The sequence below is a fragment of the Staphylococcus sp. HMSC34C02 genome (assembly GCF_001838705.1).
Taxonomy (GTDB): Bacteria; Bacillota; Bacilli; order Staphylococcales; family Staphylococcaceae; genus Staphylococcus; species Staphylococcus borealis.
This window is the reverse complement of record NZ_KV838589.1, coordinates 14,111-33,441: the sequence shown is the minus strand read 5'-3', so window position 1 is coordinate 33,441 and position 19,331 is coordinate 14,111. Positions and strand designations below refer to the sequence as shown.

Genomic DNA, 19,331 nt, shown 5'->3' with positions numbered 1-19,331 from the left:
ACGAATTTAAAAAGAATTCTGTCCCACTCCCTACAAATATATATTGGCAGTAATTGACTGAACTGAGAGAGCATTTAATTCAAGCTTTTCTCAGTTCTAGTCATCTTTGCGGGCGGGGACCCCAGCAAAGAGCATTCCACCAAGAAATTCTACAAGCAAAGCAAGCTGGGAGTGGACGACGAATTAAAAAAAATGCTGTCGCATTCCCTTTTTATTCTGCAATAGAATGATGTGACAGTAAAAGGGCGTAAACAGTGTCTAAGTGAGGTGTATTGAGATTATAGTATCTCGCCTTGCTATAGATAAAGCCTTGAATGGCTTCAACTTCAAGCGGTTGGCTATTGATCACATCATAATACATACTCGTACCCATATGGTCAGGATAACCTGCATAAATCTGCATAATATCATCGACCAATGAATCAGGAAGCGTAATGCCCTCTGATAAAGCTACGTGTTGTCCCTCGTATAATAAGTTTTTACATAATTGTTCCACTTCTTTAATTTTTAAGATTTGAGCGGTATTATGACCAAGCGCAGTAATAGAATTAATGCCGAGGTTAACTAATAATTTATACCAAATTTTGTCTTCAATATGTTCTTCAAGTACGAGTTCAATTTTTGTGTGATCAAGTAACTGTTTTAAGCGCATTGTTTGAGCATCTTTTTGAACATGTAAACGATAATCACGAAAATGTACGACTTCGTTTCCCGACTTTTGGCCACTAATATAAACAACAGCTTGGTAAGTGTGTTGAAATGGAAGACGAGATAGTAGGCCGTAGCCATTTTGAGCTAAAATAAATAGCGTTTCGTCATGGGCTAAACGATGTAACTTTGGAATTAAATGATTAAGCTGATGTGTTTTGACAGCAATGATTATCACGTCAAAGGTCGACGTCACGTCATCTATATTAAATACTTCTACCGTTTGATTTGCGGGTTGAATGGTTATGTCTTTATTAGAACGACCAATTAGTGTGACGTTTGGTAACGATGTTTGTAGTTCATAGGCGATCGTAGTGCCAACCGCACCTGGTCCAATAACAGCAATTTGCATTTAAAACTTTCCTTTCTAGGTATTCTTACATATAATTATACGTATTATTATCGAACTTTTAATATAGGAGTTAATTTAAAAATGAAAAATTTAGCAAAATTAGTTGAAATGAAACAAGAGAAAACAAAAATTTCGATGATTACGGCTTATGACTTTCCAAGCGCAAAACAAGCACAAGATGCAAATATAGATATGATTTTAGTGGGTGATTCACTTGGAATGACAGTGCTTGGTTATGAGACGACAACACAAGTGACGCTAGATGACATGATTCACCACGGTAAAGCGGTACGCAGAGGCGCAGATGATACCTTTGTAGTAGTAGATTTACCAATTGGCGCAGTTGGTGTGAGTGACGAACATGATTTGAAAAATGCGCTCACACTTTATCAACAAACGAATGCGAATGCGTTAAAAGCAGAAGGTGCACATTTAGTTAATTTCATTAAGAAATCAACGCAAATTGGAATACCAATTGTAGCGCACCTAGGTTTAATGCCACAAAGCGTGGGTGTTATGGGCTATCGTTTACAAGGTAGTACGAAAGATGCAGCTGAACAACTAATTCAAGATGCACATGCAGTACAAGAAGCAGGCGCAGTTGCCTTAGTATTAGAAGCGATTCCTAGTGACTTAGCTGGTTTAATTAGTGACCAATTAGATATACCAGTGATTGGTATCGGCGCAGGAAAAGACACGGACGGTCAAGTATTGGTTTATCACGATATGTTGAATTATGGTGTAGATCGTTATGCTAAATTTGTGAAACAATTTGGTGATTTTTCAGTGGGCATTAAAGGCATCAAACAATATGATGAGGAAGTTAAGGCAGGCACGTTTCCAGCTGAAGCACACACGTATAAGAAAAAGATATTGAACGAGGTAAATGGTAATGACTAAAGTAATTCAAACTGTAGCTGAGATGCAACACATTACGCAAGAATTGAAACGTTCGGGTAAGACAATTGGTTTTGTTCCTACAATGGGCGCCTTACATGAAGGGCATTTAAGTATGATGCGTCGCTCAGTTGAAGATAATGATGTTACAGTGATTAGCGTATTCGTCAACCCACTACAATTCGGACCAAATGAAGATTTCGATGCGTATCCACGTCAAATTGATCAAGATGTAGCTTTAGTTGAAGCTATTCATGTGGATTACGTCTTTCATCCAACAGTAGAAGAAATGTATCCAGACGAATTAAGTGTAACATTGAAGGTGGGACGTCTAGCGGAAGTCTTAGAAGGCGCACAACGTCCAGGTCATTTCGACGGCGTTGTGACTGTCGTGAATAAACTATTTAACATCGTCAGTCCTAATAAAGCTTACTTTGGTAAGAAGGATGCGCAACAACTTGCAATCGTTGAAAAAATGGTTGAAGATTTTAACCATCCAATTGAAATTGTTGGTGTTGATATTGTACGTGAAGCGGATGGACTCGCACGCAGTTCACGAAATGTATATTTAACCGATGATGAGCGACAAGAGGCTGTTCACCTAAGTAAAAGTTTAGCATTAGCACAAACGTTATATAATCAAGGGGAACGTCGTAGTCATATTATTGTTGGTGAGATTAAGGCATATTTAACGGAACATACGCGTGGTCATATTGATGAAGTTGCAATTTACAGTTACCCCGGTTTAGAAGTTGCGACAGAAATACAAGGTCAAATCTTTATATCACTCGCTGTTAAATTCTCGAAAGCACGGTTAATAGATAATATTATTTTAGGAAGTGAATCGTAAGTTATGATTAGAACAATGATGAATGGTAAGATTCATAGAGCACGAGTAACAGAGTCAAATTTAAATTATGTTGGAAGTATTACGATAGATGCAGATATCTTGGATGCAGTTGATATTTTACCGAATGAAAAGGTAGCCATCGTGAATAACAATAATGGTGCCCGCTTTGAAACGTATGTCATTGCTGGTGAACGAGGTAGTGGCAAGATTTGCCTTAATGGTGCAGCATCTCGATTAGTTGAAGTTGACGATGTGGTGATTATTATGACTTATGTTCAATTAGATGAACGTGAATTAGTTGATCATGCACCGAAAGTTGCTGTGATGAATGAAAAGAATGAAATTATTCAAATGATTCATGAAAAAGAAGGCACTATAATTAAATAAATAAGTATGACGGCAGTCTAAAAATATTGAAATGATTACAATCCGGTAGCTTAAAAGCTATCGGATTTTTGTGTATATAGTGGAGCATAATATTATAAGTAATGCCTCTATATATAACTTTTATATAGTATAATAAAATTATATAAATTGTTTAGATTAGAGGGCTTGTTTATGAAAAGATTTATATTACTTAGCATCACATTTATGTTGATTTTAACAGCTTGTAGTACGAATGAATCGTCCAAGGAAGGTAAAACTAATTCACATTCGAAACAAACGGATACTAAGACAACAGAAGACAATAAAAAACAAAACAAGGTTGAAAGCAAAAAGAAGAATGAAGAAAAAACTAAAGATATAGTAGCTAACTTTTCGGAAAAGGAAAAATTAGCTTTAGCATTTTGTGTCGACCATGTCGACCAATATACATTAACTAAAAATGAAATTTTAACTGGATTTTATTTAGCTATAGCACCAGCTGGGGAGTATCATTATAAATTAGTCGATTTTACGTTAGTTAAGCATGATAAACCTGTTGTAAATGCGCCAAAAGATATGCATTTTTACACTGTATATCCTGATAAACGAAATTTTGCTGCAATCATCGGTGTGAATAATGAAAAGATATTCTTAGGAGGAACACAAGCCGCAATTATAGATTATAATGCATTGATGCAACATGGTAGAGAAGTGAATTTAAGCGATGTCTATTTAAAAAATAAACATAACAAAGCTTTGCCAGAATTAGTAAGTAAAATGCATATTGATAATAAGTATCCTAACATTAGTTATGATGAGAATGGCATCTCTTATAAACAGTTGGAGGGATTGGGTGCAATCCATTGCCCCTCTTTAGTATCTCCAAAACATTCATGTAAATTGCAATTTGATCCAATAGCACCTACATCATAACTTAATCCACTTTGATGTTCAGAAGTGCCAGGACGCGCACTATATCGATTCGCAGCTTGTTCGCCATCACGCGCAACATACTGCTGATACAAACTCACTTGTGTTTGGTAACTTCTGAAACCACTTATCTGATAAAGGTTTACACCCTCTTCGCCAGCATCAGCAAACATCCGTTGTAATGCACGTTGTGCTTTCGGATTTTCACCAGGATTGTAATCAGGTGGGAGCGTTGTTGTTTTATTAACAATTAAAATATCGTCATAATACGTTCGACCATTTTTGATTTCTTTCTTGTGTACATGATGAGTTGATTTTTGTGATGAATCATGATTATTTTTGCTTTTTGAGTCATGATTATCATGACATGCACATAAGATTAAAGTACTCAAAATTAAAATTGCAATAAGCTTTTTCACAATATAATTCCTTTCCCAAAAAAGTTTATTAATAGATTATTCTTACAATGTAAGATTAGCATAAAAAAAGAAATGAAATAAGATGTTAAATAACTAAATTACATACAAATTAGATTTTGACAAATGTAATAATATTTTGTAAATTGTAATTGAAGTGAAATATTATTCCTTTTAGAGGTGATGTTTATTGCATGGTAGTTTAATTTTTATTGAATCATCTTTAAGCGATTTAAACCCCTCGGAACGTAGAGTTGCTGAGTATATTCTTAAACATCCAGAAGAAATTATTAATTACTCAGTACAAAAGCTAGCCGACCTAACAAACGTAAGCGTAGCTACGATTGTTAGGTTATCTAAAAAGATGAAATGTAAGGGCTTTCAAGATTTAAAATTGAAAATCGCATTTGATTTAAATGAACCTGGGAAAGTACAACGCGATTATGCAGAAATTGATGAAGATTATTCAATTGAAGAAGTCACGCAATCAGTATTTCATAACAATACTAAGACTTTAAAAGACACAGAAAGGATTTTATCCACAGTTAGTATTAAGCAAGCTTTTGAATTAATTATCAATTCAAGAAAAACTTGTATTTATGGAATTGGTGCATCAGCTATTATTGCGCAAGATTTTAAACAAAAGTTAACGCGTATAGATTATTGGTGTGATGTAGGAAGTAGTTTTGATGAGCAAGTGACTTTAAGTGCTAACCTATCTTCTGAAGATGTTGTAATTGCAATATCAAATTCAGGTCAAACTAAAGATATAGTCTACGCTACGCAATTAGCTAAAGAAAAGGGTGCAAAAATTATTTCTATAACTAAATATGGTGATAATTCTATAGCTAAATTAGCAGATGTACAATTGTTTGTTAGTTCTTCCGAAAAAACGATACGAAGTGGGGCAATGAGTTCAAGAATTGCTATGCTAAGCATCATTGATATTTTGTATATTTGCATCGCTAGTGATGATTATTTAAGTAATCGCCAGAAATTAGAGAATACAAGAAATGCTATAAAAAACAATAAATTAAAATAGAGGAGTGTTTTAAATGAAAGTAATTATGGTTTGTTCAGGTGGAATGTCAAGTGCAATGGTAGTTGATTCAATTAAGAAACAAGCAGATAAAGAAAACTATGATCTTGAAATTAAAGCAGTAGGATCTGAAGAATTTGAAAATCAAATTGAACATTATGATTTAGGATTAGTTGCCCCACAAGTTAAACACCGTTTAGATAAATTTAAAAAAATGGGAGAAGAAGTTGGTAAACCAGTTGATGTAGTTGATCCAATGGGTTATACACCAATAGGTGCACCTAAAATTTTAAAACAAATTAAAGAATACGATAACTAATATACATGTTTAGGAGATGGTCTTATGCAAAAGATATTACAATGGCTTGAAAAAGTATTAATGACACCAATGGCAAAAGCATCAGAGCAAAGACATTTAGTTGCCATTCGTGACGGTATTATTGCAACATTACCATTGATTATCGTCGGTTCATTCTTCACTTTGTTTGCATCACCACCAATACCCTATCTCGCAGATTTAGTACAACCACATGCTGAGAAGATTATGATTGCAAATAGAATGACGTTGGGGTTAATGGCTTTATACGCAGCATTTTGTATGGGTTATAACTTATCAAAATCATATAAAATGGATGGTCTTTCAGGTGGCTTACTTTCATTAGCAACGTTCCTAATGATGAATATTCCATTGAATTTAGATGATAAATTAGCTAAAAAGGATGCCGTTGGATATGTATTGCCTATGGCAGATTTGGGAGGGTCTGGTTTATTTGTAGCTATCATTTCTATGATATTTGCAGTAGAAATAAGCAGATTAGTTATTAAATCTGGTTTTACTATTAAAATGCCTGAACAAGTCCCTAGTTCAGTTGCCAGATCTTTTGAGTCTTTAATTCCGGCTACTTTAGTTATTGTTATTTCATGGTTTATCCGTGTGATTTTAAATGTAGATTTAAATAAAATCGTTAACATGCTATTTGAACCACTCGGTAAATTTGCAGGAGATTCATTGTTAGGCGCTTTGATACCAGTATTCTTTATCGTTCTTTTATGGGCTGCAGGTATTCATGGTGTTGCTGTCATGGGTGCTGTTTTCCAACCAATTTGGTTCTCACTCTTAGATCAAAATATTGATGCTAAAGCAGCGGGAGAACAACTACCTAATATCGTTGTAGAACCATTTTTCCAATGGTTTGTCTGGATTGGAGGCGCAGGTGCGACGTTAAGTCTGTGTATATTAATGGTTTTCTCTAAATCAGAATATCTCAAAAAAGTAGGTAGATTCTCAATCATTCCAAGTATATTTAACATAAATGAACCTCTCATTTTTGGGACACCATTAGTAATGAATCCAATTCTAGCTTTACCATTCATATGTATTCCTTTAGTTTTAACTACTATTACGTACTTCGTTTTTAAATTGGGATTAATTGCAAAAATTACCATCTTAGCACCGTGGACATTACCTGGACCTATTGGTGCATTGTTTGCGACTAATGGAGATTGGAAAGCACTTATATTAGTATTAATCAATATCATTATTGCAATTGTACTTTATTATCCTTTCTTTAAAAAATATGAGCGTGAAATGTTAGCGCAAGAACAAAGTCTTAATGAAGATGCTACTGAAAAAGATTAGGAGAGGTAATTGCTATGGACAATAAAAATGAAACAGAGATATTTGAAATTATTGCACATGGAGGAAATGCAAAAAGTTTAGCTTATGAGGCATTAAATAGTGCTACTGAAGGCAACTTTGAAGAAGCGAAAAAATTTCTTGATGAATCAGAGAGAGAAATGGCAGAGGCTCATAAAACACAAACACGTTTAATACAAGATGAAATTAATGGTGAAAAAGTTGATACGTCGTTATTAATGATTCATGCACAAGATCATCTTATGACAGCATTAAGTGAAAAAAGTTTAATTGAAAAAATGATTGAGCTATACAAAAAGTTAGAAGAGAAGTGATTTTCCATGAGACTTTTATATATCCTAGGATTATTATTTTTAATATTTTTTTGCTTCAAGTTATCACAGTTGATTATTAAGAAGGTTGCAATTAACAGATGGTTACTTTTAATTATTATGCCATTTATTATTGGTATTCCAGTTTTAATCTTTGATGAGATTAATTCATTCGGATGGACCGTTATTTACGTGTTGATCATATTCAATAGTATTTTATTTTTTGAACAGTCAAGACAATTACTTGAAAATAAAAAAATTAAAGGCGTTATTTATAAATCTGAGGAGGGCAAGTAAATGCATCGATTAGGTATTTCAATTTATCCTACACAATCTGATCTAGAGAGAATGAAGAATTACATTGATACCAGTGTGAAATATGGCTTCAAACGTATATTCACTAATCTGCTATCGGTAAAACAGGAAGATCGTGAAGTTTTTGAGAAGTTTAAGGAAATAGTGAAATATGCTAATGAGAACGGTATGGAGGTCATAGCTGATATAAATCGAGAAGTATTTAAAGATCTTCAAATAGATAATTTAGACTTATCATTTTTTAAAGATTTAGGTGTATCTGGAATTCGAATTGATTCTGGATTTTCTGCTCAAGAAACAGCGAAAATGACGCATAATAAGCAAAATATGTCTATTGAATTAAATATAAGTACAAGTGCAACATTTATCAATGATGTATTAAATTTTAAACCTGATAGAGATAAGTTAATAGGATGTCATAATTTTTATCCACAAAAATATACAGGCATATCATTTAAGCATTTTAAAAAAACCTCAGAATCATATAAACAACATCAATTGACGACTGCGGCATTCGTAACATCTCAACACGGTAAAGTAGGGCCTTGGAAAGTAATGGAGGGGTTACCTACATTAGAAAGTCATAGAAATTTACCTATTGAAGTTCAAGCAAAGCACTTATTAATGACTGGATTAATCGATGATATTATTATAAGTAACGCATTTGCTTCTGAGGAAGAGTTATACGCATTATCTAAGATTAATTTATCAATGCCTACGCTTGATATAGAATTAAATCCTGAAATTTCTAGTTTAGAAAAAAAGATTGTGTTAGAAGAAGATCATTTTAATCGTGGCGATGTCTCAGAGTATGTTATTCGCTCAACAATGAGCAGAGTACATTTTAAAGATAAAGATTTCCCGCCTCATAATACTGCTGAGATTAAAAGAGGAGATATTTTGATTTGCAACGAAACTTATGGTCACTATAAGGGAGAAATGCAGATAGCACTTCAAAATATGGAAAATGATGGTGTAAAAAATGTTATAGGTAAAATAACTGAAAATGAACAATTTCTATTAGATATGATAGAGCCTTGGGAATCTTTCGTATTAAATGTGAAAGAATAGGATTGATATAACAATGAGTATTAATAAAAAATACTATATTGGTATTGATGGTGGAGGAACCAAAACAGAAGGTGTCATTGGTAATAATTATGGAGAAATTATTGGACATACTCTAGCAGAATCTACAAATATACAAGTTAAAGGTTTGGACACTGTTAAAGAGATATTAATGAATATGATATCTAATTTGAGAAAACAAGCAAAGATAGACTTAAATGAAATTGATACGATTTATTTATCATTAAGTGGTGCTGGGAGAAAAGAAGAAAAACATTTGATTATAAAATCATTGGAAGCGTACAAATTACATAAGATAAAAATTGTCGTTGAAAATGATGCTATATGTGCTTTGGCATCCGGGACATTTGGAGATTCTGGTATTGTGCTCATAGCAGGAACTGGCTCTATATCATATTATTTTAATAAAGAAACAAATGAAATGAATAGAGTCGGTGGATGGGGGTATTTACTAGGCGATGAAGGCAGTGGGTATGATATAGGCAAAAAAGCACTTACTGCAGTAATGAAAAATTATGATGGTAGAGGTCAATCAACTCAATTAACTGAAGCGGTTAAGTAACAATTAAACTTGATACAAGAAACAGAAATAATTCCGTTTGTTTATCAAAATATGGAAATGAGATCAGAAATTGCTTCATTAACTAAAGTAGTGTTTGAGGTTGCCAACAGTGGTGATATGGTTGCTAAAGATATCATTAGTAACAGTATGGATGCATTGATTGAATTAATTAATGGCGCGTTTCTTTCGGTTAATAAGGCACAATATCATCCACCTATTGTATTATGTGGAGGTCTATTCTCTAATATTCAGTTTAAAGAGACATTTATGAATAAATTAAAAAAAGTTTATCCGAGTAATGAAATTATAATACCTAAATTTCCCCCAGTGGTTGGAGCCTATACACTATCTTTAAGAGAAAATAGCGAAAATAGTTTTACTCATACAATTCAACAAACAATTGAACGTAGCTGGAAAGAGATTGATACATTAAGTTAAAAAAGAGAGAGTGGGACAGAATTCTTTTAAATTCGTCGTCCACTCCCAGCTTGCTTAGCTTGTAGAATTTCTTGATGAAATTCTCTTTGTTGGGGCCCCGCCCGCAAGGATGACTAGAACTGAGAAAAGCTTGATTTAAGCGCCTTCTCAGTACAGTCAGCTACTGCGAATTTGCAAAATAGCATTATTATATTATTTATATCCCAGCCTCTTCTTTTTTGCAAGAAATACTTTCAATTAAGTATTTACAAAGTACACTTTTATAAATAAAATATAGTATAATTAATTGATTTTAAAAATGCAAATGATATGAGGAGACATAGATGAAAAAACTAGTATTTATATGTGGGGTGTTTTTACTTTTACTTGCAGCTTGTGGTTCTAATGACGGTTCTAAAGAAGATAATAGTAAAACGAAATCTAATGCAGAACAAACAAAATCTAAGAAGTCTAAAAAAGACCAAGAGTTGGAGAAAGAAGTAGCAAAACTTACTGAAAAACAAAAATTGGCTCTTGCCTTCTGTGTGGAAGATGTCGATCGCTATACATTGACTAAGAATGAAATTTTAACAGGTATTTATGAATACAGACTTGCGTCTGGTAATAAAAACTTTAAGCTAGTTGATTTCAAACTTGTGAAATATGAAAAACATATTAATAATGCACCTAAAGGTATGAATTTCTACAATGTATCACCTAATAAAGGGAACTTTGAAGCATTGATTGGTGTGAGTAACGACAAAATCTTTGTTGGACGTATGCAATCGGGTTCATTAGATTATAAAGACTTATTAGGCAAAGGCAAAGAGGTCAAACTCATTGATGTTTATAAAGCTAATAAAGATAACAAAGCTTTACCAGAATTAACTGACAAAATAAATATTGTAGATCAATTATCTAAAAAAGATAAAGAAGACAATAATCCATTATCTGCAGCATACTTAGAAAAATCAGGAACAGTTAATACACATTTCCGTAACCAAGTGTATCAAATGATTTCAGATTTCGAAGGTATTGCGGTAGGTAAGACAAACTATTTATGGGATGATGTTAAAATGGTTGGTCATAGTGGCGATTGGATTGTCAATTACCGAAATAAAGATGGCGAAATTTTAGGGACGTATAAAACTAAAAATAATAAAATTCTTAAATTAGACCCTAATGGTAAAGTCATTAAACAAGAAAATTAATAAACCAGTGTTATAGAGTTCTCATGTTAATTGGTTTAGCCTGAGAACTTTTTATATAGGGTTTTATAATTATGTCAGTATGGTACGATGAAACTGAAGGGAAAGACGGCAATTAAAATCACGCAAAGGAGTTTATGCTTATGAATCCAAAGGTAGGTTTTGGCGAAGCATTTAAGTTGTTTTGGAAGAATTATTTTAATTTTAAAGGACGCTCAAGACGTAGTGAATTCTGGTTTATGCAATTATGGCATGTCATTTTTTACGGACCAGTACTCATTCTTTATATTGCTTCTTTAATCATGGTTATGTTCTCAGCAGCATTAGAATCTGACGCGTTATCAATAGTAAGTATAGTCATGTTAGTTGGCACAATCATTTATATGATTTTATATGCAATTATTACTTTCATTCCGAATTTAGCATTGACAGTCAGACGCTTCCATGACACCGACCGTACAATGCTTATTCCAATTTTATCGGTTATATTAGGTGTGATATCTTTTATTAGTCAATTGATTTGGGATATTAATGACCCTAACGGTGACAATGGTTGGGTATTATTGTTTATTCTTCTACTTGCACTCGTTCAATTTGCTATTTCAATTTATCAATTAGTGATTACATGTTTAAATAGTAAATTTAATAAGAATAAATATGGAGTAAGTCCTAAATTTAAAGGACATTATGAATAATTCAATTCTTCTAATGAAATGCTTTTAGCGATATAAATTAAGGTTCAACGTGTTGTTAATCATTATAACCACGTTGAACCTTTTTTAGTATGTCTATTTTCGCTTACCTACATGCCATTTCCAATAAGTGAACATACGTAGAAGATATTCTAATGGACCGTATCGGAAGTGTCTTTGATGTAATGTTGCTAATACAACTAAAAGAATATAAATCACAATAAACAAAATGCTGGTATAGATGAGTATATCTTTGCCAAATAATCCTAGACCATAACTATAGAAAATAAGTGTACCGATAATACTTTGAGTAATATAAACGGTGAGCGAGATTTTGCCGGCATTTTCTAAACCTTTAAAGATAGGATGTTTCTCATGACGTTGATATAAATATTTAAATAAACTCATATAACCAAATGATAAAACAGGTCCAAACATAGCAAGGAGTACACCGGAAATCGCATCGTTATTTAACCAAAGTATGGTTGATTTGGCAATAATCGCTATTGGTATCAGGTATATGAATAATTTCGACGACCAAAAGTGTCTTGCATCTTTTTCGAACCAACCAGATCTAGAAAGAAAGATACCTAAAGTAAATAACGGCACCTCAAAAAGGATGGCTACCAAGAAGATGGCGCCCTTATTATCACCTAATTGATCTTTTAATTCTGCAAATTTAGGAGATGGCGCAATGTCATCTACATGATGAATGTCGTCATAACTACCTTGTGTGTAAATTTGCTGTACCTTATGGATATAAGCAGCAGCATCATGATTGTCGGATGTTGTAGACGGTTGTGAATCATCAAACATAGACCAAAAGCCCATGATGAAGACGAGAGAAATGATGATAATATTAAACCATTTAAAGGCTTTCGTACTAAGTGAAATGAAAGGGATGACACATAACATCGCTAAACTATAAGCGGTTAAGATATCGCCTTCCCATATGTAAGATGCATGTATAAAGCCTAAAATCAGTAAGAAAATGGCACGACGTAATAATTTTAATCTAGGTCGTGGTAACCCTTTTAATTTCATAGACTGATACAACTTATCCATCGAAAAGCCAAATAATATGGCAAAAATAGGTAAAAAGCTCTCTTCAACAAGTACAATGATAAGATTGAATATGCCTTGGTTGATGGGACTTAAATGGAAATGTTCGATGTAGTCTTTGCCGGATAAACTAAATTGAAATATAAGTAAATTAGCAAGAAATATACCTAATAAGCTGAATCCTCTTAAACTGTCAGCAAATGTAATACGTTTCATAATGTCACCTCAATACATACAGTAAACAATAATGATAAAATCTAGCATAAATGCACCTTAAATCTATCTTAAATAATTAACATCACAACAAAGTAGTGGAGTGATGAAAGTATAATTTAAGCTCAACACCCCACATATGCCGATAATGTTTTACATGAAACAATGTTAATCCAAATCTTTAACTTGGTCTTTGGCACGTTTGTAAATGCTGTCAGGGAAGTGGGTAATACGCAATAATTCAATGGCGTTTCGCGTATTGGCTTTACCTGTTTTAATCTTATAATCGAAATGAATTTCATTGTTTTCAATCGTTTCATTAAAGTGATAGTTATGATAATTGTCCTTTAACAATTGGGAAAGTTCGATATCATGTGTTGCTGCTACAATTCTGTAATTGTGCAAATGATTCAAATACGATAATATGGATTCTGAAGCCGCAATACGCTCAGTTGTATTGGTACCTTTGAAGATTTCATCAATGAAACAATAAACGGGTAATGTCGTTTCTATATCAAATAAGCGACGAATCGATTTGAGTTCAGCCATAAAGTAGCTATCGCCTGATAACACATCATCGGCATTTGCCATAGAAGTATAAACTAAGCCAGGTCGATAGCTAAATGTATCGGCTGTCGCAGTTTCAATCGTTTGTGCAAGGATAATGTTAATAGCTACAGCTTTCATAAATGTTGATTTTCCTGATGCATTTGACCCAGTTAATAGAATATTGTGTTTAATGTCGAGGTCGTTTGGGACGGCATTGTCCAGTAAAGGATGAACTAAGTTTGTAAATGATACGTTCTGTTCTTCTGAAAAGGCAGTCGGATCACAATATGTGTCCAATGTGCGTCGATACATGGCTAATGAATAGTGATTATCTAAGGTACTCACATAGTCATAGCAGGCGAGTACTTCGTCTTGATATCGATAATACGTATGCTGGATGATATGAAATAGGAAGTAGTCAACCATAAATGCCATCTTGATTAACATGATAAATGCGCCGCCAATATCTTGATCGCCCACTTTGCCAAGTAGACCGCTAAATAGACGCGCACCTTTAAAGTGATTAAAGTTCGTCTTAACTACAGGTGTGCCTTCGATTTGGTCAAGATGATAGCCTTCTTTAAGTACTTTTGCTGTGTAGAATAGTGACTTTAAATCTTGATCATATGTGCGTTTAAGACTACCAGATAAGATAATATTCAATAGCACTGCGAAAATAGTTATAAGTACACCGGTTGATGGCGAAAATAGAATGATAATAATGCCAATCAATGGTAAGAATGGACAAATCATAAATAAATTATTACGTTTAATCGGTTTAAGTTGATCTGGAAAGATAGGATAAACCACTTTTCCGATAGAAGCGAGATGATAAGATACATTCACTCTAAATGTTTCATTGTTATTAAAGTAGTCTAAGAGTTGATGGTCATTAACCTTAAACATATTGCGTAATGTAGCGCACCAACGCATTTCTCCAATAGCTGTGAAGTTAAAGTTACTGCGATGGAAGATTTCCTCCATATTTAAATCCGACCATGTTTTATCGTCAATAAGATTGTCGTGTTGATCACGCTTGAGCTCAAATTGATAATCGAAACGAGCATTTGGACGTATAAAGTTCTCAATTGGCTTCTTATTACGCCAAAGTGTATGTATATGATGAATCAACTTTCGCTTATCTGAAATGCTCAGAGCAATATTCATAATTAACCCCAGAATGATGATGCCAATCACCAATAACGCATAAGTCTGATAAATATTCATAACTAAACTCCTTAAAAATTTAAATCATTTACACAATTATTTCATAATATGATGTAATTAACAAAGATAGATAAATTACGCTTTATCAATATAAAAATAATATAGGATTACTCAGATAACCTTTGCCACATAGATTTCACCTTGTAGCTCGTGATATGCTTAATAATGGTATAGGAGGCTTTGGTTGATATGATAGAGAAACAAATAGCATTTACATATAATTTAATGAACTATAACATGTGCGTGTGCCATGGTGAATGTATATGATGACAGCGCTAGCAATCACTATTTTTGTTATCACACTCGTATTTGTCATTTGGCAGCCCAAGGGACTTGATATAGGAATAACGGCCGTTATAGGCGCAGTTTTAGCACTCATTACTGGGGTTGTGGGTTGGTCAGATATTGTAGAAGTAACGCATATTGTTTGGAATGCGACGCTAACATTTGTGGCGGTCATTTTAATCTCATTGATTCTTGATGAAATAGGTTTCTTTGAGTGGGCTGCCTTACATATGGTTCGAGCATCTAAAGGTGACGGTTTTAGAATGTTTGTGTACATCATGATTCTCGGTGCGATTGTTGCAGCTTTCTTTGCGAATGATGGTGCTGCGCTGATTCTAACGCCAATTGTGTTAGCTATGGTACGTCATCTTGGCTTCAATAAGAAAGTCATCTTTCCTTTTGTTATCGCAAGTGGTTTTATTGCGGATACAACGTCATTACCATTTACAGTAAGTAACTTAGTGAACATCGTTTCAGCGGATTATTTTAATATTGGTTTTGTAGAATATTTGAGTCGTATGTTTATGCCCAATATATTTTCATTAATTGCAAGCATCATTGTCCTTTGGTTGTATTTCCGAACGTCTATTCCGAAGACAGTCGATATTCAAAAGGTTCAAAGTCCTAACACTGCAATCAAAGATCAGAAATTATTCCGTATGTCTTGGCTAGTTTTAGCAATACTCCTAATAGGTTATCTTGTCAGCGAGTTCATACACGTACCAGTGTCTCTAATAGCCGGCTTTGTCGCTATTATTTTCTTACTCTTGGCACGTCAATCAGACGTTGTTTCTACTGGAAAAGTTATCAAAGGTGCGCCATGGAATATTGTGATTTTCTCACTAGGTATGTATCTAGTCGTCTTCGGACTTAAAAATGTGGGTATCACAACTGTCTTAGGGCATATATTCGCATCGATATCTACGCATGGCTTATTTACCAGTATTATGGGGGTAGGCTTCATATCTGCAATATTATCATCCATTATGAATAACTTACCGACTGTTTTAATTGATGCGATTGCCATACATCAATCACAAGTAACAGGTATGCTTAAAGAAGGTATGATTTACGCTAACGTCATAGGTTCTGACTTAGGTCCGAAGATAACACCTATAGGTTCATTAGCCACCTTGTTATGGCTTCACGTTTTAGCTCAAAAAGACGTTAAAATATCATGGGGTGTCTACTTTAGGACGGGCATCGTTATTACAATTCCTGTACTCTTTATGACGTTGTTAGGTCTATATCTGACATTACTCATTTTTTAACACAATAATCATATTTCAAGATGGATATGACAGTTAGGCATTGATACGTAGCTTTTAAGAATAGATGGACATCAGGTTTAAATCATCTGATAACATGTTAAAAGTATATTCAAGAGAAGTTAGATTGCTCGCCATCCCAAAATGTTAAAGTATAATTCGACCATTCAAACAGTTAATGACTAACTTTTATACACCTTGCAGTCTAACCTCCTTGTAATATAAGGCTTAGATATATACATAGTTGAATATACATAAATCGTCATTAGAAGACCTTTGAGCGTCTAGTACTAATGACTTAAGTGAGATAACGGATGTGTCGTCTATGATCCGTCTATCTCATTTTTTTATGCATTTTAAAAACTTAGTTAAAAAACATGTTAATGACATTAAAACGAGCATAATTTTTGGCGAAATGATGGTGTCATAGTATCTTAAATCTATAACTATACCAATTCTATAGAGGTGAGAGTGTGAAAGCATTAATTGTATACGCCCATCCTGAACCAAAGTCGTTCAATGGCGCATTAAAAGATAAAGCTGTAGAAACATTAGAGGCACAAGGTCATGAAGTTAAAGTTTCCGATTTATATGCAATGAACTTTGATCCAGTAGCTCGAAAAGAGGATTTTGAAAATCTGACAGATCCTGACTTCTTCAAATATGCAGTGGAGCAAAAACATGCCTATGATAACGATGAACTGACATCAGTGATTAAGGGAGAATTTGAAAAATTATTATGGGCTGACTTAGTCATTTTCCAATTTCCATTATGGTGGTTTAGTGTTCCAGCTATTCTTAAAGGTTGGTTTGATAAAATCTTTATTTTTGGTGGCATTTACGGTGGAGAATATGACCGTTACGATAAAGCACGCTTGACTGATAAAATCGCAATGATTTCAACGACAACGGGTTCGCCCGAAGGCAGTTATGCTGCCAATGGTTTCTCAGGAGATATACACGAACAAGTACTATTCCATATTAATCACGGCATGATTTATTTCTCTGGAATGACACCGTTAGAACCATTTATCGCTTATCAAGTAAGTCATAGTGAAGCAGTAAGACACGACTATCTTGAACAATTAGCCGAAAAATTAAAACATATTGATGCAATTCCTAGAATTAAATATCCTAAATTAGCTGATTTCGATGATAATGGCCAATTAAAATAAATGGTTGGTAGTTAGAGATATCGGGTGTGGCGCAGTGAATTCAAATAGAATACTGTGTCACGCCCGATACTTTTTTAAGTTCGCCAATTTTCAAAGCCTGCTAGCACACGTATGAAATAACAACAATAACAAATGTAATTTAAATTGTAATAGTATATCTTATTGTAAATAGGGTATGATGTAAATAATCATTGAGTGAATGATAGTCATATTCTATATAAGGTGCTGATGAGTCATGGAAGAGAAGAAACGGAAGACATTTAAGTTTAAGACGCCACATACATATGCATTATTAATGTTTGTCATTTTTCTAGCTTGGTTGCTAACATATATCATTCCTGCTGGTGAGTATGCACGTGAAAAGAAGGGTGACCAAACGCTTGTCGTTTCAGGAACATACCATACGGTAGAGTCGGCAAATGTAAATTTTCTCGAAATATTCAGAGCCATTCCTGAAGGTTTGATTAGTGGTGGAGAGATTGTATTCTACATATTCCTTGTAGGTGGCGCCTTTGGCATTATTCATAAGACAGGTGCTTTTGAAAATGGTGTTAACAAAGCAATGAGAATGCTAGGAGAGGCCAACTTTCTTATGATTCCATTAACGATGACAGTATTTTCTATATTAGGGTTTACAATTGGTTTAGCAGAGGAAACGATTATCTTTGTACCAATTGGAATCATCATCGCACGCACATTAGGATACGATGCTTTAACAGGTGCAGCTATGGTGATTTTAGGCGCTGCGAGTGGTTTCAGTGGAGGGATGTTAAATCCATTCACAGTTGGGGTAGCTCAAACTGTCGCTGAATTACCCATGTTCTCAGGCTGGGGCTTACGTACGATGATCTATTTATTTATCTTAACCGCTGCCATTTCAACAGTGATGTTATACGCTAATAAAGTGAAGAAAGATAAATCTAAGAGTATTGTGTATGAGCTCGAAAAAGAAGAAGGACATACAGTACAAGAAGTTACTTACCAACATTTTAGTAAACGACAAGCAGCAAGCTTATTGATTATCGTTGCTACAATTTTATTTAATGTATTTGGAATATTTGTATTTGATTGGACATTTAATGAAATGAGTGCCAATTTCTTACTCGCAGGTATGATTGCTGGTTTAGTAAGTGGACTCGGTTTAAATGGCACATTTGATGCTTTAATTGAAGGGATGCAAAATATTTTATTTGGTGCAATGATTGTTGGATTCGCCAAAGGTATTGTTGTTATTTTGGAAAATGGCAAAATCATCGATACGATTGTTCATGGTATGACAATGCTGTTGTCAGATATACCAGCTTCATTTGTTATTATTGCGATGTTTATATTACAGTTTCTACTTAATTTCTTTATACCATCTGGATCAGGACAAGCATTAACAACCATGCCCTTAATGGTACCAATATCTGATTTGCTTCATATTAATCGTCAGTTAACTGTCCTTGCTTTCCAATATGGAGATTCAATAAGCAATATTTTATTCCCAACGTCAGCAATCTTAATGGGGGCGTTAGCTGTAGGACGCATTACCTATACACAATGGATAAAATTTGTATGGAAATTGATACTGCTTTGGGTGGTTATTTGTGCAATAGCCATGTCGGTGGCACTTATAATTGGATATTAAAATGTGTATTTAAATCTACATATAAACAGTGTGAAAATTAAGTGAGGTAAGACTGACGTTTGTCTGAAGTTAGAGGGTGGTGCGTCTAATAAACACTGATATATCAATAGATA

The 19,331-nt window shown here is 33.9% G+C and carries 18 protein-coding genes and 1 pseudogene; 15 read left to right on the top strand and 4 right to left on the bottom strand.

Features of this window, described 5'->3' with window-relative positions:
• Positions 1 to 211: 211 nt before the first annotated feature.
• Positions 212 to 1,060, bottom strand: a complete 849-nt coding sequence (locus tag HMPREF3239_RS08505; RefSeq protein WP_053030144.1) for an oxidoreductase — start codon at positions 1,058 to 1,060, stop codon at positions 212 to 214.
• A gap of 81 nt (positions 1,061 to 1,141) precedes the next feature.
• Here HMPREF3239_RS08505 and panB point away from each other — a divergent pair, with 81 nt between their 5' ends.
• The 4 genes from panB to HMPREF3239_RS08485 all read left to right on the top strand — a co-directional run bounded on the left by panB (position 1,142) and on the right by HMPREF3239_RS08485 (position 4,106).
• Positions 1,142 to 1,960 carry a 3-methyl-2-oxobutanoate hydroxymethyltransferase gene (gene panB, locus HMPREF3239_RS08500; RefSeq protein ID WP_053030143.1) on the top strand — a complete coding sequence of 273 codons (819 nt, stop codon included), beginning with the start codon at positions 1,142 to 1,144 and terminating at the stop codon, positions 1,958 to 1,960.
• Positions 1,953 to 2,807 (top strand): pantoate--beta-alanine ligase, encoded by an 855-nt coding sequence (panC, locus tag HMPREF3239_RS08495; protein ID WP_053030142.1) that lies wholly within the window; start codon positions 1,953 to 1,955, stop codon positions 2,805 to 2,807. The genes panB and panC overlap by 8 nt, the downstream gene beginning before the upstream one ends.
• Before the next feature lie 3 nt (positions 2,808 to 2,810).
• Positions 2,811 to 3,194, top strand: coding sequence for an aspartate 1-decarboxylase (gene panD, locus HMPREF3239_RS08490; protein WP_011274512.1), 384 nt, complete (start codon positions 2,811 to 2,813; stop codon positions 3,192 to 3,194).
• Positions 3,195 to 3,365: 171 nt separating this feature from the next.
• Positions 3,366 to 4,106, top strand: coding sequence for a hypothetical protein (locus tag HMPREF3239_RS08485; protein WP_231119754.1), 741 nt, complete (start codon positions 3,366 to 3,368; stop codon positions 4,104 to 4,106).
• Here HMPREF3239_RS08485 and HMPREF3239_RS08480 read toward each other — a convergent pair.
• Positions 4,004 to 4,522, bottom strand: coding sequence for a M15 family metallopeptidase (locus tag HMPREF3239_RS08480; protein ID WP_053030141.1), 519 nt, complete (start codon positions 4,520 to 4,522; stop codon positions 4,004 to 4,006). The genes HMPREF3239_RS08485 and HMPREF3239_RS08480 overlap by 103 nt on opposite strands.
• Positions 4,523 to 4,709: 187 nt before the next feature.
• Between HMPREF3239_RS08480 and HMPREF3239_RS08475 the strand changes: the two genes are divergently transcribed.
• The 8 genes and pseudogenes from HMPREF3239_RS08475 (at position 4,710) to HMPREF3239_RS08435 (ending at position 11,812) form a co-directional block, all read left to right on the top strand.
• On the top strand, positions 4,710 to 5,561 hold the full coding sequence (locus tag HMPREF3239_RS08475) for a MurR/RpiR family transcriptional regulator (RefSeq protein ID WP_053030140.1): 852 nt from the start codon (positions 4,710 to 4,712) through the stop codon (positions 5,559 to 5,561).
• 13 nt (positions 5,562 to 5,574) lie between these two features.
• Positions 5,575 to 5,877: a PTS sugar transporter subunit IIB gene (locus tag HMPREF3239_RS08470; protein ID WP_053030139.1), complete on the top strand. Its 303-nt coding sequence runs from the start codon at positions 5,575 to 5,577 to the stop codon at positions 5,875 to 5,877.
• A gap of 24 nt (positions 5,878 to 5,901) precedes the next feature.
• Positions 5,902 to 7,197 (top strand): PTS sugar transporter subunit IIC, encoded by a 1,296-nt coding sequence (locus HMPREF3239_RS08465; RefSeq protein ID WP_053030138.1) that lies wholly within the window; start codon positions 5,902 to 5,904, stop codon positions 7,195 to 7,197.
• A gap of 14 nt (positions 7,198 to 7,211) precedes the next feature.
• On the top strand, positions 7,212 to 7,529 hold the full coding sequence (locus HMPREF3239_RS08460) for a PTS lactose/cellobiose transporter subunit IIA (protein ID WP_053030137.1): 318 nt from the start codon (positions 7,212 to 7,214) through the stop codon (positions 7,527 to 7,529).
• 294 nt (positions 7,530 to 7,823) lie between these two features.
• Positions 7,824 to 8,912, top strand: coding sequence for a DUF871 domain-containing protein (locus tag HMPREF3239_RS08450; RefSeq protein ID WP_053030135.1), 1,089 nt, complete (start codon positions 7,824 to 7,826; stop codon positions 8,910 to 8,912).
• Positions 8,913 to 8,925: 13 nt separating this feature from the next.
• Positions 8,926 to 9,930: pseudogene (locus HMPREF3239_RS12790) on the top strand (N-acetylglucosamine kinase).
• A gap of 323 nt (positions 9,931 to 10,253) precedes the next feature.
• Complete coding sequence (locus HMPREF3239_RS08440; RefSeq protein WP_053030133.1) at positions 10,254 to 11,120, top strand: hypothetical protein; 867 nt, start codon at positions 10,254 to 10,256, stop codon at positions 11,118 to 11,120.
• Positions 11,121 to 11,260: 140 nt separating this feature from the next.
• Positions 11,261 to 11,812, top strand: coding sequence for a DUF805 domain-containing protein (locus tag HMPREF3239_RS08435; protein WP_053030132.1), 552 nt, complete (start codon positions 11,261 to 11,263; stop codon positions 11,810 to 11,812).
• Between the two features lie 93 nt (positions 11,813 to 11,905).
• Here the strand turns inward: HMPREF3239_RS08435 and HMPREF3239_RS08430 are convergent, their stop codons facing one another.
• Entirely contained in the window at positions 11,906 to 13,087 is a 1,182-nt protein-coding gene (locus HMPREF3239_RS08430; protein ID WP_053030131.1) for a DUF418 domain-containing protein, read from the bottom strand.
• 165 nt (positions 13,088 to 13,252) lie between these two features.
• Positions 13,253 to 14,860, bottom strand: coding sequence for a MutS-related protein (locus tag HMPREF3239_RS08425; protein WP_070855352.1), 1,608 nt, complete (start codon positions 14,858 to 14,860; stop codon positions 13,253 to 13,255).
• A 266-nt stretch (positions 14,861 to 15,126) separates the two neighbouring features.
• Here HMPREF3239_RS08425 and arsB point away from each other — a divergent pair, with 266 nt between their 5' ends.
• The 3 genes from arsB (at position 15,127) to HMPREF3239_RS08410 (ending at position 19,218) form a co-directional block, all read left to right on the top strand.
• A complete protein-coding gene (gene arsB, locus HMPREF3239_RS08420; protein WP_053030220.1) occupies positions 15,127 to 16,416 on the top strand; it encodes an arsenite efflux transporter membrane subunit ArsB in 1,290 nt (429 codons plus the stop codon).
• Positions 16,417 to 16,886: 470 nt separating this feature from the next.
• Complete coding sequence (locus HMPREF3239_RS08415; protein ID WP_070855349.1) at positions 16,887 to 17,588, top strand: NAD(P)H-dependent oxidoreductase; 702 nt, start codon at positions 16,887 to 16,889, stop codon at positions 17,586 to 17,588.
• A gap of 235 nt (positions 17,589 to 17,823) precedes the next feature.
• The gene (locus tag HMPREF3239_RS08410; RefSeq protein ID WP_053030128.1) at positions 17,824 to 19,218 is read left to right on the top strand and encodes a YfcC family protein; all 1,395 of its coding nucleotides are present in this window, start codon (positions 17,824 to 17,826) and stop codon (positions 19,216 to 19,218) included.
• The last annotated feature ends 113 nt before the right edge of the window (positions 19,219 to 19,331 follow it).